Annotated in this window: 17 protein-coding genes and 1 other RNA gene; 8 read left to right on the forward strand and 10 right to left on the reverse strand. The window is 26.2% G+C overall.

Annotation, left to right across the window (positions count from 1 at the left end):
- Positions 1-14: 14 nt before the first annotated feature.
- The 3 genes from SCITRI_RS07105 to SCITRI_RS07115 form a co-directional block, all read right to left on the reverse strand.
- On the reverse strand, positions 15-4379 hold the full coding sequence (locus SCITRI_RS07105; RefSeq protein WP_071937774.1) for an ABC transporter permease: 4365 nt from the start codon (positions 4377-4379) through the stop codon (positions 15-17).
- A gap of 22 nt (positions 4380-4401) precedes the next feature.
- Complete coding sequence (locus SCITRI_RS07110; RefSeq protein ID WP_071937775.1) at positions 4402-6594, reverse strand: hypothetical protein; 2193 nt, start codon at positions 6592-6594, stop codon at positions 4402-4404.
- 75 nt (positions 6595-6669) lie between these two features.
- Positions 6670-7572 carry a hypothetical protein gene (locus SCITRI_RS07115; RefSeq protein ID WP_071937776.1) on the reverse strand — a complete coding sequence of 301 codons (903 nt, stop codon included), beginning with the start codon at positions 7570-7572 and terminating at the stop codon, positions 6670-6672.
- A gap of 353 nt (positions 7573-7925) precedes the next feature.
- Between SCITRI_RS07115 and SCITRI_RS11645 the strand changes: the two genes are divergently transcribed.
- Both SCITRI_RS11645 and SCITRI_RS11650 read left to right on the forward strand, forming a co-directional pair.
- The gene (locus SCITRI_RS11645; protein ID WP_237237886.1) at positions 7926-8309 is read left to right on the forward strand and encodes a hypothetical protein; all 384 of its coding nucleotides are present in this window, start codon (positions 7926-7928) and stop codon (positions 8307-8309) included.
- A gap of 290 nt (positions 8310-8599) precedes the next feature.
- A complete protein-coding gene (locus SCITRI_RS11650) occupies positions 8600-8680 on the forward strand; it encodes an IS3 family transposase (protein ID WP_237238227.1) in 81 nt (26 codons plus the stop codon).
- Positions 8681-8728: 48 nt separating this feature from the next.
- On the opposite strand, the gene SCITRI_RS07125 is transcribed toward SCITRI_RS11650, so the two are convergent.
- The 4 genes from SCITRI_RS07125 to SCITRI_RS07140 form a co-directional block, all read right to left on the reverse strand.
- Entirely contained in the window at positions 8729-10636 is a 1908-nt protein-coding gene (locus tag SCITRI_RS07125) for an ABC transporter ATP-binding protein (RefSeq protein ID WP_071937777.1), read from the reverse strand.
- 105 nt (positions 10637-10741) lie between these two features.
- On the reverse strand, positions 10742-11668 hold the full coding sequence (locus SCITRI_RS07130; RefSeq protein ID WP_071937778.1) for a hypothetical protein: 927 nt from the start codon (positions 11666-11668) through the stop codon (positions 10742-10744).
- A 147-nt stretch (positions 11669-11815) separates the two neighbouring features.
- An RNA gene (rnpB, locus tag SCITRI_RS07135) (RNase P RNA component class B) lies at positions 11816-12183 on the reverse strand.
- A gap of 46 nt (positions 12184-12229) precedes the next feature.
- A complete protein-coding gene (locus SCITRI_RS07140; protein WP_004027654.1) occupies positions 12230-12556 on the reverse strand; it encodes a DivIVA domain-containing protein in 327 nt (108 codons plus the stop codon).
- Between the two features lie 68 nt (positions 12557-12624).
- Between SCITRI_RS07140 and SCITRI_RS11655 the strand changes: the two genes are divergently transcribed.
- Both SCITRI_RS11655 and SCITRI_RS07145 read left to right on the forward strand, forming a co-directional pair.
- Positions 12625-12729 (forward strand): Holliday junction resolvase RecU, encoded by a 105-nt coding sequence (locus SCITRI_RS11655; RefSeq protein WP_237237887.1) that lies wholly within the window; start codon positions 12625-12627, stop codon positions 12727-12729.
- A gap of 32 nt (positions 12730-12761) precedes the next feature.
- Positions 12762-13136: a Holliday junction resolvase RecU gene (locus SCITRI_RS07145; protein WP_237238229.1), complete on the forward strand. Its 375-nt coding sequence runs from the start codon at positions 12762-12764 to the stop codon at positions 13134-13136.
- Here the strand turns inward: SCITRI_RS07145 and SCITRI_RS07150 are convergent.
- Positions 13111-13623, reverse strand: a complete 513-nt coding sequence (locus tag SCITRI_RS07150) for a DnaD family protein (RefSeq protein WP_237237888.1) — start codon at positions 13621-13623, stop codon at positions 13111-13113. The two genes, SCITRI_RS07145 and SCITRI_RS07150, sit on opposite strands and share 26 nt — an antisense overlap.
- Positions 13624-13694: 71 nt before the next feature.
- A complete protein-coding gene (locus SCITRI_RS07155; protein WP_004027657.1) occupies positions 13695-13979 on the reverse strand; it encodes an HU family DNA-binding protein in 285 nt (94 codons plus the stop codon).
- A gap of 220 nt (positions 13980-14199) precedes the next feature.
- Here SCITRI_RS07155 and SCITRI_RS07160 point away from each other — a divergent pair, with 220 nt between their 5' ends.
- Positions 14200-14973, forward strand: a complete 774-nt coding sequence (locus SCITRI_RS07160; protein ID WP_237237889.1) for a Pr6Pr family membrane protein — start codon at positions 14200-14202, stop codon at positions 14971-14973.
- Between the two features lie 464 nt (positions 14974-15437).
- Here SCITRI_RS07160 and SCITRI_RS11660 read toward each other — a convergent pair whose 3' ends face one another.
- Positions 15438-15662, reverse strand: a complete 225-nt coding sequence (locus SCITRI_RS11660) for a hypothetical protein (protein ID WP_237237890.1) — start codon at positions 15660-15662, stop codon at positions 15438-15440.
- A gap of 313 nt (positions 15663-15975) precedes the next feature.
- Here SCITRI_RS11660 and SCITRI_RS10285 point away from each other — a divergent pair, with 313 nt between their 5' ends.
- The 3 genes from SCITRI_RS10285 (at position 15976) to SCITRI_RS07175 (ending at position 16629) form a co-directional block, all read left to right on the forward strand.
- Positions 15976-16125: a hypothetical protein gene (locus SCITRI_RS10285; protein WP_155522142.1), complete on the forward strand. Its 150-nt coding sequence runs from the start codon at positions 15976-15978 to the stop codon at positions 16123-16125.
- Between the two features lie 103 nt (positions 16126-16228).
- The gene (locus SCITRI_RS07170; RefSeq protein WP_071937780.1) at positions 16229-16378 is read left to right on the forward strand and encodes a hypothetical protein; all 150 of its coding nucleotides are present in this window, start codon (positions 16229-16231) and stop codon (positions 16376-16378) included.
- Positions 16378-16629, forward strand: a complete 252-nt coding sequence (locus SCITRI_RS07175) for a hypothetical protein (RefSeq protein ID WP_071937632.1) — start codon at positions 16378-16380, stop codon at positions 16627-16629. The genes SCITRI_RS07170 and SCITRI_RS07175 overlap by 1 nt, the downstream gene beginning before the upstream one ends.
- Positions 16630-16859: the final 230 nt, after the last annotated feature.

Consider the following 16859-nt stretch of genomic DNA (forward strand, 5'->3'; position numbering starts at 1 on the left):
ATGCCTAAATAATGTTAACTTTCCATCATAACAATTTCCTGAATATTTAATTGATTAATTTTTTTCATTGAAATAAAGTATGAGATAACATATAAAATAATAATTCCTCCCAAGATAATTGGTAATGTAATTAGTCCCGTTCCAATTGGAACATAGAAATTAAAGAACATTAAAATTCTTTGAGTAATTGTTCATGCCAAACCTCAAGTGATAAAATATCCAAGTAATCAACCAACAACGGCAAAGGCAATAAAAATTCCTAAAGTTAAATTATTAATTTCTCAGCGACTATAACCTTGTACTTTCATTGTTGCAATAATTTTAATAAATTTTTTAATAAAGAGGTCAATTGCAAAATATATTGTAATAACTGAAACCATAATGATAATAACAATAAAAATTAAAGCAACTGATAAAGCAACGATAATAACCCGACTCATAATTTTGGCTTTAATCCCAACATAATCAGCTGTTAAAACAGATGAACTATAAGAAGTCGTAAAATTATTTAATGATAAATCACCATTTGTTGATGATAACGCATAACGATTAATTTGATCAGATGGTTGGAATTCTGTTGTATATTTCCCATTGTATCATTGCATTATATTTAAGTTACCATCAATGTTATTTGTTGGAAATGAACTAATTTGATTAGCATTATTGATACTAATAAAAAGGCGTGGTGTATCATAAGTTGCAACACTTTTAGCAATTTTAACTTTAACTGGTTTTTGGGTTAAAGATGGCGCAGCTTTAATAAAGTTGTTATCAACAGCAGCTTGATATCACGTTGTTGGAATTCCATCAACAAAATCACCACTATATGCTCCACCAAAATTAAAATCATATGGTTTAATAACTCAGTATTCTTTATCATCAATTTGTTCTTTTCGAATAATTTTATTTTTTCCAACTGTTGATTCTTCTAATAAAGTCCGTTGTACACCATTACTCAATGTAATTGTTTTTTTACTTCAAATTGCTTCCATAGCCGAATTCCTTGGAATCCATAATTCAACATTATTTAAATTATGATATTCACTCTTTCGATCAGCAGTAACATAATATTTCGTTTGTGAACTTGTATTATAAGTAAAATAACTTTTATCTAATGAATACAAACTTTGATAATTATTTAGATCTCATCCAGCAGAATTACCATTTAAATTATATTTTCAGTTTTGATATTTTAAATGTGTATTATTGTTAGTAAATTCTGTTCATTCATTCTGACCAGTATTGTATTGTAATGTTGTTACTTTAGGGGTTAATTCAATTTCTTGCCCAACATTAAGATTTAATTGATGTAATGCGGTAACATTAGCAATTGCGTTAATTACTTTGCTATCATTATTTGCTAAAATAGCACGCTCAGTGGATGATAATTTTAGCATTTTTGTATTTGGATTAATTCCATAAACAGGAAATTGATTATCATTATACTTCCCATCAAAACTAGTAAAAACATCATCAGTTACTGGATTATAACTCATTGTTTCAAATCCCAATGCAAAATGATTTGCTCGAACAGGATTTTTATTTCAATCTTCTTTAACTGCAGCTGGGATAATACCATTTGTTGCTTTACTAAAACATGTTCTTCATAATGAAGGATAATCTTCCTGGTCAGTAAATGGTGGATATGGAATTGCTCCAATTCCCAATGCTTTTGGTAATACGGTACATAAAATTTCTGATACTAAAGCTCGAACACTATCACCAGTCGGAGAATTTTTTACTAAGTTATTTAAATAATTAAAAATTCCCAATGATAAATTAGTTCCTGATAAAGTAACAAAATTATAAGATAACATATCTTTTAAGATGCCAGCTACAGTTGCTTCTTGTTTTACCGCTTTTAATGGTTTAATTGTTGCTCCCCCATCAATACTATAGTAATTTGCTAATGGCGTCATACCACCAATTGGATATAAATCTTGTTCAATCGGATCAGCCGTCTTAGGTACATTATCAATTCCATTTCATGCATAAGTTTTATAATAAGAAAATGGATTATTACTTATGACATTACTATATTTAACTTCACTACCATATTTAATGTTTTTATAATAATTTGTATTAAAATTTTTTGCATAGACTGGCGCTAATAATGAGACAGTCAAAGTAAATGTAACTAAGGCAAAAATTCCTAAATAAGTAAATGCTTGTTTTAATGACGTTGATAAAACAACCATACGGAAACGTCCAACAAAGGTTTTAAAATGAAAACTACGGACAGTGTGGGCTAAACTATTATCAACTTTTAACTTACGCATTGGATGAATTAAGCTTAAAACTTCTGTTTTATTAATTGAAAAATAACAAGTAATAAAAGTAATAAATGATAAGAAAATAACGAAGAATCCAATTAAGGAAAACAAAATCATTCAGTTTCAAGTAAAACTTCAATTTATTATAAAAAACATATTAAATAATTTCACTACAAATAATTGGACGGTAATTCCAGCTAATCAACCGGTTGGTACAGCAATTAAAATACTAACCATTAAAATGCTTCAATATGAGAGAGCAATTTCACGTAGATAATAACCAGCAGCTTTTAACATTCCAATTTGTGGTGACTCACGTTTAATCATTTCTTTAATAATAATATATGAAACAGCAAATAGTGTTATGGCAAAAATAATAATGAAGAATAAACCAATATAAATATAAACATTAATTGTTTTCGCTAGTAAATTATAGCGCCGTGTTAATGAACTTGTTGCTTCTTTTGACTCAAAAACACCAATTGAAAGATCATTTCCATGGGCCTTTGAACTTTTGGTTAACATTTGAGTATAAAAATCTAATTGATTGGGATTATTTGCATAATATTTTTTAAAAATTGCTAAATTTGCGGCTGGGTTATTTGTTAAACTTTTTAAAAATACTCGTGAATTATCCTTTAAACTAATTAAACCTTTATTATTATCTTCTGCTAATAAAGACATTCCATAAGACGATAGATAAATAAGAACATCCGTTTTAAAATCAGGAATAAAATCAGTTTCATAAATAGTTGGATAAATATTTAAGGTATCACCACCAGTTGCTCCAATTGTAAATGTTCGTTCACCAATTTGGATGTTATCATGCAAATTTTTATGATGTGCTTTTAGATAATTAGGGCTAACAAAAGCATAATAATTACTAATTGTTGATTCATTCAATGATGGTCCTGCCCACTCATTAACCTTATCAAAAAGATTTAATTGTTTTTCTTTTAATAAATCATGCCATCCAATTACTTTATATTTTAAATTATTAGTAATATCCCAAGTTGTAACTTCTTGTCGCATTGCAACATCAAAATTGCTAACAACTCCTAACATTGTGTAATAAGTTTGAACAAAATTAAGAAAAGAACTTCGTTCACTATAATTACCAAAAAAAGGAACTTTATTGAATAAATTACCAATAACCATTCGTGCTTCATTAATTCCAGTTTGATTTTGTTTATCAATATATTGACATAGTGATTGTGCTAAATATTGAATTCGTGTTTCCTTGTTTCCACTTGCATCAGTTACATTAAAACGAGTAGCAACCCCAAAACTACCTCGAAGTCCTTCTTGAAATAAAGTATTTTGTGAAATATTTGTTACCACTGTTTTATTGTCTTGTTTCCCCAGTGTTAAACTAATATCCGGAATATTAAATTTAGTAAAATCATTATCAACTGTTTTTAAATTTCAATCTCAGCGTTCAATTGCTTGCTGGTTGGCATCTGCTTTACCATTAATAAAATTAGCAATTTTTGCTTTAATTTCTTCAATCGTTGCATTAGTCTGTTTTTTAAAAAAACTAGTATTAATATAGTCAGTAACAATTCCTAAAAAGTTTTTATATATTTGCGTTGTATAAAATAGTTTAAAATATTGGTCAGCTAAAGCATTATAGCCCATTGCTCGTAATTTTGCTATTAATGAGTTTTGATAATTTGGAGCAGTTGTTCGTAATGTTAAATTTAATGTTAAATTAGTAATTGTACCATTAGTTAATTCAAAATTAATATCAGATGGTGATAATGCAGTAAAAACATCTGTTGCTGCTGCACCAATTGTAATTTTTGGATATGTCAATTTATTATCATTGTTTTCTACTAAAACATATTCTGTATCAAAAGCAAAACTCGGAGTAATTGTTTGCATATTTGAATTTTCAAAATCCATCGCTGAATAATGAAATGAATAATCATAATCAAAGCTACCATAGCCCATTTGTCGATTTGCTGATTGTAAACTAGTGACTGTTGTAAATAGACAAGAAGTAATAATTGAACAAATGAAAATTAAAAGGAGCAATGAAATAAATTGCCCTTTTGCTCTAATTATTCCTAAAATTCCTTGCTTCATTAACAATGTTTTTTTCATGTTTAGCCCTTATATTCTCATTTTAATCATTTTCAATTGCATCATAATAACGTTTTCATTGCCCGCTAATATCTTTTGCAAATCATTGAATATTAGAAATTACTCAATATTGATGACTATCATCACCAGGATTAATGTTCATTCAAGTTACTTTATATTTATAGTGCACTTTTTGATAATTATTTCCTAGACCATCATATTTCATAAATCAATCCAAATCCCGATTACCTAATGCATTTAAATAAGCTGCATTTAAATCTTGATAAGTCTTAATTTCTGATTTTGGAATATATCAGTTTTGATGTAAATCTAAATTAGCAACAACATCAGCATCACCTGTACCTTTATATTCAATGTCATAAGATAATTTATTTTCTTCTAATTGACCATTGCTAATATTTCAATTTGCTCCTAATAATAAATTATTTGAATATTCATATAAAGCATTATTAATTGCTAATAAATCTTTCCGTGTTTCTGAATCTGGATCAAAATATAATTTGTTTAATAATGCTCTTACTGGTTGCGTACTATCATTAAATCATGTGAATGCTAAATCCATAAATGAATCTTTTGTTGGTGTAGATGGATCATCACTACCTGTTAATAATTGTGTAATTTTTGTTTGATTTTGTTCTTGGTCAGTTGCTTCTGATCATGGTAACTTACTAACTTCTGTTAATGCATTGGCACTTTGCAAAATTCCTTTTGATAAGGCAACAGCAAAACGATTAATATCATTAACACTTAAAGTTCCTAAACCACCTTCTGATTTTGATAACATCATTTTTGACATTGACTGTAATACTACTTTAAACCCAGGAGTAACTACATTAGCAGCAAGTTTTAAAAAACTACTAATTGAATTATTTGCTTCTTCTTGGCATTCGACATCTGCTTTAGTATATAAATCATCAAGATATTCACCAAAATCAGTAAATAATTCAGCTAACGATTTTGTTGAAGCATCTTTTTTAAACAATAAGTCAACTAATCGTAAGTTTGGTGTTTTACCATTTCACATTGCATCACGATTTTTATATTGACCTTCTGGTTTATTTAAGTCCAATCCCGGTTGCATTGGTCTTACTGCCAATAAATCACTAAAGACTTGTGATTGCGCATCAAAAAAAACATCAATTTTTTGCTTAATTGCTTGTCTTTCGGTACTATCTTTCCGTAAAAGTTGCAACGCCTTTGTCACTCCAAATTTTGCAAAAGTATAATTTGCATTTTCTTTCGTTGGATCATTTGGTAATTTAGGAGAAGCAAAAATCTGATAATAAATAGCTCCTAAAATACTTCCCATAAAAGTTCCATCACTATCTCCTGATAATGCTAAAAATTTATTCAACTGATTAATATATGTTTTTGATTGTGAACGGTCTGTAAACATATCAGCCATTGAAATTAACTGTAAAATTATCGATAATTTATCTTGTTCTTCTGATTTTTGTGCTGTTTTAAATGGTCCTCCCGCCGCAAATTTTTGATTATTAATAATAAAGTTTTGATTTGTGTCAGTATCAAATTTAATATCTTTTGTCGCCATTGGACTATAATCCATATTAAAATTATAAAAATATGTTGTTCGTGGCATCTCAAATATTGCTTTATTACATGCATCAACAATGTTTTGATTAATTCTTTTATCATCACACTTAGTTGGCAAAATTTCCTTTACAATTGAATAATTTGACAATGGTCCTCCATCATATCAATAGTTTAACATATTACTATTTTTTGTTAAATTAGGAATTGATGGTAAAGGGTCTTTATCAGAATAGTCAGAAATTTTTTTCTTAGTTTGTTTTTCCGTATTATATAATTCATTATCCAATAAATTCATATAATCATAATTTGATGATAAAGTTGTTAATGGCATCCCATTGTTTTTATTTAAATATTTGCCACGATAATAATCAATATCAACAATATTACCATCTTTATCTTTATATGAATCAGGTAGGCGCATTAACATTTGTAACATTGAAGGTGTATATGTATTTAAGTTTTCATGTCGATTTGCAATTGTTGCTTTTGTAAATAAAGTTGTTTGTAAAATTTTTGATTTTAATGGGCCATTAGGTAAATTTTCAACTGATGAATCTTTATATTTATCTTCCGCTGATTTTGCTTTAGTTTTACAACTAGCAGTAAGAGCTGGTGTTGCTGCTAAAGTTGCCGCTGCTAAAATATTAAGTAACTTTCTCATTATTATTCCTTCTTTTCTTTTTAATTAATAAATAATTTTAAATCATTGAGTTAGTGAAATAAATTAATTCTTATTTTATTCTTGAAGAATCCTTCTTCAACCATTAATTTCATTTTTTAAGAATTTATTTGGTAAATTTTCTAAAGCATTTTTTTCACTAATATTAAAAAAACGAATATTATTTAACAATAATAAAAGTGCAACAATATCAGTTGAATTATCATCATTAATTTGTCATAAATTTTTCATTGTTTTTTTAACAGTTTTTATTAAAAAAAATAAATCTAATAAACATAAAACTTTAATTATTTTTAAAATAATTTTAAAAAACAATGAACGATCTAAAATTTTTAAATCGGCAGACCCATTTTCAAAATTATTAATTAAAATTAAAAAAGTTAAAATTTGGAAAGCAAAATCATGTAAAAATGTTGTTTTTAAATCAAATAAATAAATAAATGTGATAATAAAAATAATTGAAATATTTTTTATTAACCATAATACTAAAATATGATTATTATTAACATAATAAATTCAGTTTCATAATTGTTTTGTTATTAAAAATGAAAACAACAATGAAAACAAAACTGACATAACTAATTTTAAAATATAGTTTAAAAATTGTTTGTTTATTAAAATAATAATTGTAATAAAAAATTGTAAAACTAAAACAATGCTAAGATAAATACTAGTATCTGTTTTACTTGCATAAATTTGTAAAAGAATAATTTGTAAAATTAAAAGCACAATAAACTCACTAGCAACAAAAGTCGCCATAAAGAAATATCTTGTTGCTAAAGATTTTGTTTCATTCTTTCTAGTGTGAATAGCAAAAAAATATTTTACAATCTTTAAAACAAGGTAGCATAAAACAAAATTAGTAAGAAAAATTATTGCAATACGTTCCAATAACGGATTAAAGAAAAATGAAGTTGAATTTACGATCTTAAAATTTGATCATTCGTGTAATAAATTCATTTTTCTCTCCTCACAAATTTCAATATAATCCGATACTGCTTATTAATTATATTAAAGCAAAAAGATAGAAAAAACAAGATACTAACTCTTGTTTTTTTTAAAAAAAGTTGCTGTTATTTAAACAAAAAGACTATTATTATAAAAATTTAAAATATCTTGATAAATCTCTTTTTTAATTGGTTCATTCAAAATCTCATGACGAGCATTTGGATATAATTTAACTTTAACTTTTTTCCTGCCTTTTTATATAAATCAACAGTTTTCATAACCATCTTCTCATATTTTCGTAAATCCTATAATAAAGTAAACTCTTAAAAAGAGTGTAATATTTTATTAGGAGATGTTCTTTTATTATGGGAAAATGATACACAAAAGAAGAAAAAATAAAAATTATTAAATATTATCATAAAAATGGGTATATGAATACAATAAAAAAATTTACTATTGCAAAGAAAACTTTACGCAGATGAATTAAAATCACAAATGAAAATAATTTAATTACTGGAAAGGGTCCTCAGTCAAAAGGAATTCACAGACTAGGACGACCTAAAACTATTGATTTTAATAGTATGAGTAAAGAGGAACTAATTAAATATATAGAAATGATACAAGATATAAAAAAGTATTTAACCAAATCGAAGAAAATGAAATTTTGAGCGGTTTGGTCCTTGAAGAAAAAATACACGATTAAATATTTAACTCATATTTTAAATATTTCTAAATCAGGATATTTATAAGTGATTTAACAATGGTATGCAAAAATTTAATAAGTGAGATTCAAAATTAGCTAAATTAATTAAAATATCATTTTTGAAATTTAATAAAATTTATGGTTATAAAATGTTAACTTTAATAATTAATAAAATCTATAATTTATCTTTAAAAGCTCATATAGTATATAGATAGTAATCCATATGATAATGTCCATACTGAATCATGATTTGGTACAATGAAAAGTGAATTTTTAAATTAAATTTCAAGAAAAAAAAGAACTACAAAATGAATTATAAGTAATTTACCTAAGTATATTTATTTTTATAATAATTTTAGACCACAATCAAAATTAAAAGGTCTAAGTCCTGTTGAACACAGGAACCTAAACCTTTAGTCATTTTTTATTAGTCTACTTTTCTTGACTAATTCAATAAACACTTTTTTATTTGCCCTGGTTACCAGCACGATGAAGGTCACGGAATGGACCATCAATCGCAATTAACTCATCGTACTTACCATTTTGAATAATTCCTTGCCCTTTTCCTAAGACAAAAATTTGATCAACATTTTTAATTGTACTTAATCTGTGCGCAATTGAAATAGTTGTTTTACCAACCATAATTTTTTCTAATTCAGCTTGAATTTCTTTTTCCACAATATTATCTAAAGCACTTGTTGCTTCATCTAAAATTAAAACTTGTGGATTTTTTAAAATCATTCGGGCAATAACTAGCCGTTGTTTTTGACCACCTGATAGCATAAACCCTCGTTCTCCTAAAATAGTATTATAACCATCTTTTCAACCCATTACTAAATCATGTAAGTTCGCTTTTTTACAAGCTTCAACTACTTCTTCATCTGTTGCATTAAACATTCCATATTTTACATTATAAATAACATCCCCAAATAAAATTTTTGGTTCTTGCTCAACATAACCAACATGTGTTAAATAACTTGCTAAGTTTAATTTTTTTAAATTAGTGTTATTAACAACAACTTCCCCACTAGTTGGATCATAGAAACGTAATAATAATTTTGAAATTGTTGATTTACCACTTCCAGTTTCTCCAACAAAGGCATAACTTTTTCCTTTTTCAAAAGTCACTGTTGTTTTAGGAAAAATAATAACACCTGGTTTTTCAGGATATTCAAAAACAATATCTTTTAAAATAATATCTCCTTTAACTTCTTTTACCTCTGGAACATTACGATTTGGTTCAATTGTTGTATCAACACGAATTAATTGAATAATTCGTTTTGTTGAAGCTGTTGCACGTGCTAATCCTGGAACTAATCCAGTTAATGTTCAAATTGGAAATGCCAAAGTATTAACACCTGTAATAAAGGCTGGTAAAATTTTCATAATACGATTAGTATGTTCTGCGCCTTTATTACCATATAAAATGATACTTGCTAAGACAACAATCACTGTTAAACTTAATGCACATAAAATAATAATTGTTGTCATTCATGCTTGAATACGATTTAAACGACGATTAACACGGTAATATTCTTTGTGAATTTGTTCAAAACGAACACGTTCATATTCTTCTGTTCCGGTTGCTTTAATTAGGGCGATTGATGCAATTCGATCGGTCACATCTCCATTAACATCTGTAATTTTTGCACGAACATTTTCTGTTTCTGATGCTTGTGAACGAAAAGTTACTGCAACAGCAACCATAAATAATGATGTTGAGCCTAAACAAATCAATGCTAATTTTCAATCAATATTTAATAATGAAACTGCACTACCAATAAATATAATTGGGATACTGATTAAGTTAGCTGGGGTTAGCTGTGATTCATCCCCAATAACTTGTGTATCATTAATTAATTTAGTCATTGTTTCTCCAATTTTTTTATCAGAATAATAACCTATGTTTAAATTAACTAAGTTATTTAATACCGCATTACGGACATCGATTTCAATATTCCGCCCTAGCATGCCACCTACTCGTTCACGAATATTTGTTGTAATTACGGCAATTAATAAGTCCACACCAATGATAATTAATCATATATATCATCGTAATCCTGTTGTTACTGAAGTTGGATCATCACCAAATTCATATAAAATTTCACTCATTAATTGGTTAATTAAAAAAGTCATTATGACAATTGAAGTCGAACTTAATACTAACGCTCATAAAATTGTAAACGAACGTAATAAATAACGACGATAATAAATTGCAACTAACTTAAAAAAACCAATTCGAGGTGTCTTGATTCTTTTCATCATTTCTAATGGCGTTTCTTGCTTACGAGCTTGATTTTTTTTATGTAATTCATTATAATCTAAATTCTTTTCAATTTTATTAATATCAATTAATTCTTTAATTTTCCCCATAACCTCACCTCATTTCTTAAAAAATGCGAGCCTAATTATTTGCTCTCTTATCAATGTATTATATCAAAAAAAAATAAAACTTTTTTAAAATTTTAAAAAAGTTTTTTATACATATATTCCATATCGATCAACTAATTGTCTTGTCCGTTGCTCTAGTAACAAAAATAAAGTCGCATTTACAATATACTTAGCCGTAAAAATTCCAAAGAAAATTCCGATAAAAATTAAAGTATGTTGTCATGACTCAAAAATAGATGCCATACCACTATTATCGTGGTCATGATCATGCCCAGCATGCGCAACAGTAATTTGGTTAGATCAATCAATTTGATTACTTGTTATATTCCCTGTCGGAACTAACACATTCAAACTATCGTTTAGAGCATGCGCATGGTCAACACCAGGATGCGTATGACCGATATTTACTAAAATTTTTGCAACAATTAAAAATGAAATTGCTTCAATTAAAGCACATATTGGTACTATAATAACAAATGCCAAGATTTTTTTTCCTCATTTAATATTAGCAATTTTATGATGATGATCATGTGCTTTTTTAACATGATGATATTCATGAATAGTATGGTCTTCGACATTTTCTGGAACCGTAATTTTATGACAAGCATTAAATAAAATATAATAAACAAATCAAGTTACAAACACAACTAAGATATTAGAAATCATAAAGAATGCCATTTCAAGTCAAGTATGATGCCCATCAATTAAATTATGAATTCAGGATAATGCAATTCCTTCTAATAAAGCAAATCCTAATCCAACAATTGCAATTGAATAAATAATTACTAAAGTATCAAAAAATCGTAAACCAAACGTTGCCCCTCAAGGGGTCGGAACACTAAAAACCTCTAGTAAACTTAATCCAACAGCCATAGCTAAAAAAATCGCAGAAGCAGCAATTTTAAACGTAATTGATCTTTGATTATATAATTCCTTATGAAAAACTGATTTTTTAATCCGAGTTCAAATCTTATCCTTTTGTACTGTTAAAAAATCGGTAGTATTTTTTTTCATTATCTTTTTCCTTTCTTATTTATAAAAATTATAATTTATTTTTATAAAAAGTCAAGTTTAAATTATGAGTTTTTATAAAAATAAATTATAACTATCTAAACAAAAATAAAAATAGATTAATATCTATTTTTATTAGTAAAGTTACAACATCATAACCCACGTTCTGTTTTTATTTCTTAAAATAAAATACTAGTTATTTATCTATCAATTATTAAATTGATCCCCTTGTTTTTTCTGCTTCAAAACAAGAAGTTCCCTTACCAAAATTTAGGTTTCTCGCTTGTGGGGTTTACCCGTTCCATTTTTTAAATTTCTTTAAAAACTCGTTTCTGTGGCACTTTTATAGAAAAAACTCCATATTATTTAATAATAACGTAGGATTTTTTTCAGCCGTCATAAGTAACCTTATGCCTAATTTTATGAATTAAATTAGCACAAACACTACAATCATCACAGATTGTGCGAGCGTGGAGTTTCCTCTATTAACAAGAAGTTAATAGCAACTAGTTCTGTTATAACTCATATCTATTATACTATATCTTAGAGATTAATTAAATAAATCTAATCGTTATTTATTTTTCCTTCTAAGTTATGAATCCGTTTTATTAAATCCGCTTTTGAAAATCCTTCTTCTTCTAAACGAGCTTTTTGGGCTTTTGTTTCATCAAGTTGAGCTCTTAAAACATCATTTTTATCTTGCAAATCATTTAATTGTTGACGCAAATACTTAATTTCTTTATTAAAGTCATTCGTAATTCCTTCAAAAACGCGATAATCTGTCGCAACCATATCTAAGAATGTATCAACTTCATTTGGATCATAACCTTGATAATCAACTTGGAATTCCTTATTAATAATATCCGTTGCTCGTAATTTAATTGTTTTCATTTTTTACACCTCTTTTACAAGGAACAAAGTTCATTTTTTGATAATTAATTATTAAAGGAGGAAACAAAATGTATCTACCCAATAATCGTGGCATGTTTCTAGAATCTTTACTTAATTATACTATTCAAAAATATTTTGATAATAATACTAGTCTTTTTTTAAACGGCCAGTAAATATTATTCCACTTGAAAAATACCAGCATTTAATCACAAAAAGTTATTTTAAAGCAAAAACTGGGTGTGATTATTATGGACTTTATCAAGGTCATTATATTGAATTTGAAGCAAATGAAACCAATAAACAAAAATTTAATTTAAACAATATTAAGACACATCAATTACAACAATTAGCATTAGTTCATAATCATCATGGCATTAGTTTTATTATTATTATTTACTTTTATTCCTATAATCGTTATTTTATTTTATCATATCAAAAATTAACAGAATGAATAAAATTAATGCCAACAAAACAAATACCACTTTCATATTTTATTGAAAATGGCCATGAGCTTTTTTTAGTTTTTCCTAATTTCCTTGATTTTGAACCAATTCTTAATCAATTAATCAATTATATTTAGTTAATGATTTTGGTTTATTTTTAAGATAATTATCAATAAACTTCAGCAATTCTTTAAAAGTTAGTTTTGCATTTTGATGATTATTAATAATTAAGGTTAATTGAAAATCAGAAATTTTATTTTCTAAATAAGTATTTAAAGTTGCTTTTTCGTCTTCATTTAAAGGTTGATGTAAAATTTGATTCACTTGTTCAAATAAAATCTTTTTTTCAACATTTAATTCTAAGTTTTCAATTGCAATAATAATCTTATTAAAAATTGGTGATAAATCCATTTCTAAAACATCTTTTTTCATTTTAATATCAATAAAGCCAGCTTGCTTCAAATGATCTAACATCTTTTTTGCTTGGGCTTCACTAAAGTTAGAATGATTTGCAATTTCTAATGGCGTGATAAACCTTTTATCAGAAGAAGAACAGTTCATAATCAACATAATTAATACTAACTGTTCTTCTGACAAATTTATTAATTTATAATGACTTAACAAAAAAGGCCACTTATTAATACTTCCTTTGTTAAATAAACTATTTAACATAACAATTAAATCTTTCGTAATTGTTAATTATTGTTTAAATCAGTTTTTAATTGTTTACCTGCTTTAAATTTAGCTGATTTAGAAGCTGGAATTTTAATTGTTTCTCCTGTTGACGGATTTCTTCCATCTCTTGCTGCTCTTTCGGTTACAGCAAATTTCCCAAATCCTGCAATTGAGACTTCTTTTCCAGCAACTAAAGCTTTTTTAATATGATCAAAAACAAAATTTGTAATTTCTTCTGCATGTGTTTTTGATAACACATCAGTAAATTTTTCGGCAATTTGCGCTGCTAGTTCTTTTTTTGACATAATTACACCTCTTCTAATAAACCTTGTATAAATTTAGGTTTATATTATCTTACCTAATTTTTATAAAAATGTATACCTTTTTTAAACAAAAACATTACTTTCATAAAGTTTTCTGCTTTGATAAATCACTTTTAAAATAATCAATGCTACAATATTTATAGTAGTAATGCAGGATATTAAATTACTACAAAAACTAAAAAACAAGAAGAAATAATTATCAATGATTTTAAAAATAAAATTAGCTTGAAAGCAAATTTATAAACTATTTTTTGGAATTGTTGGCCTTGTTATTTTAGGATGAGCATTTATTAATGGGATTTTAAATCAAAATGATATTATAAACCATTATAATGGCGATTACACCGTATACACATTAGATTTTTTTAAAACTTTTACATGCTTATCAAATCTAGGAATCTTATTCTGATTCTTAATTAGTGGGATTCGCCATCATCAAGAAAATAAAAATAAAATTCAATCATACCCAGTTGCATTAGCAGCAGCTTGTTATATTACAATTACTTTTATTATTTACAATTGTTTATTATTGCCAACACAACCTTTACCAGGCAGTCCAATAGGATGGATTACAGCAGTTATTGACCATATAACAAATCCGATTGCATTTGTTATTTACATCTTATTTTTTATGGAAAATAAACAAGAAATTAACTTAAAACAATTTTTTAGAAAAAACTTTTGAAAATATTTACTTGTCCTATTAGGATATTGCGCATATGCAATGATTAGAGGAGAATTACGTCGTCTTTCTGGTAATCATTTTACTTGACCAGGGAATGAACCAGGAATTATTGAAAATCGATGATATCCTTATTTCTTTTTAAATATCCATACTCCTTTTTTAGGGATTCCAGGATATGTTTGATTCTTCATTGCTTTTTTTGCCATTTTAGGAATCCTAATTAGTAGTATGTATTTATATAATTATTGTAATAAATTAAAACAAAATTTTACCAAACATTTCAAGAAATAACTATTAATAAAAACTATCATAATAAAAATTATTATGATGATGAACTATAAACATAGTTTATAGTTTTTTCTTTGTATTTTATTTTGTAACATTTTTTAAATCGTTAATTGTTTTTTATTTATAATTGATTTTCAGAAACTATAATCTTAAAATAAAATGTTGCTTGAGTTTTAACTCAGCAAAAAAGATCTGGATTTGTTAAAATAACTTTAGCTGTAAATTTTGCTTTAATAGTATTATTAGAATATGTTAAATTTAAAATTAACTTTAAATTTGCTACTTCAGATTCAGCTATAATGTAACCATACTCATAATAAGTTTCTGCTATTTTAGTTTCAAATTGAGTATTATTTATTAATAAAATATTGGTTTTGCCTTTTATTAAAGGTGAATTAATATGATAATATTTAGAACTATTGTGTCCTTCAACTCAGCTTTGACGACGGTTTTTAAACTCTATAATACTAAAATATAATACTAAAATATTTATAATTTGTTTCTATTGGTAATGTTTTTGTTCAAGTAAGTATATTTTCATCATAATTTCATCAATAAAAAGCTGTTACTTTAGTAATTGGTGTTTTTAATTCAAATTCTTCTGTAATATTATTTAATTTTGCAGCAATTGTTAATGGTGCACTAGCAACGATAAAATTAATAATTCCTAAAAATCCTAAAATTTTTTTCATCTTTGGCCTTTTTCCTTTCCTTAAGATTAATTAATATATGGATTTTTCATAGTTAATTCTTGGTTATAATATATCATATTTTAAAGTATAAATTAATAAATGGTTATCTTTCTGTTTAGAACTTACCTAAAACAGACAAAAAAATCATTTGTCAAATTTTTACGAGATAATATTTTTGGTGTTCACAGCATTATTATTTAAACTACTTGTGAAATAACTTTTTATGAAAAGCAAAAATCTGCTGTGTTTTTGTTTACCATATGTTACCATAAATACAAACCTTAAATTATTCAAAATGCATTTTGTAATCGAAGTGCAACAAATCAACTTTGAAAGGAGTTGATTTTTTATTGAAAAGAAACATTATTTTATTTTGCGGTCCTTAGTAGTTAAGTATGGGAAAGATATTGTTATTAATACTGTAAATAAGATAGTAATTAATAATGTAAAAGAAAATGAATAAATTATCCGCGTAATTTATTAGCGGTAATTTATTCAATATAGTTTATTTTGAGCGTAGCAAACACGCGAAGCGTGCCGCAATATTTTTAGAGAAGAGATGTAATATGCTAACTTGATTAACGACAATATTTAGTGTTGTTATTGTATTAGCAATTTTTCTTTATTTTGGTTTATTAATTTACCAAAAAATTCGTCAAATTCGAGGAAAGAAAAAAGATAAAAAAGAAATTGAAAGAAAGGAGAGTAATAAATAATGTTAGGTATGTATTTAACAACAGCGTTTAATTTTTTGACAGCACCTACACCTAAAACTATGACTGAGGGTATGACTGGTATTTGAACGGGTTTGACTAGTGCATTATGAAAAGTTAAAGAAGGTATAACAAATATTTTACCTGAGATAATGGTTTTCTTAGGTGAAGCGTGAATTATATTAATTCCATTTGCTATATTTTGTATTATTAAAATCTTAAACTTTTTCCGTGTTATGGTTAAAGGATTTTAGTATTTATTATCTAAGGCACACTAGTTTTTATGTGAATTGAATAAATAATTTTGTTGTTTATTTTTGCACTATACACTGTCTACAAATTTATTTTTAAATAAATTTAACTACTCATTTGGTTATTTTTAGTAGGATTTAATAGAAATAAGAATATTAATAACAGTTTTGAACCAAAAATTTTTATAATATTTTTTATAAATGAATTTATTAAGTAGAAAAATGAATTTATT

Origin of the sequence: Spiroplasma citri, assembly GCF_001886855.1 — a bacterium.
GTDB lineage: Bacteria > Bacillota_I > Bacilli_A > Mycoplasmatales > Mycoplasmataceae > Spiroplasma > Spiroplasma citri.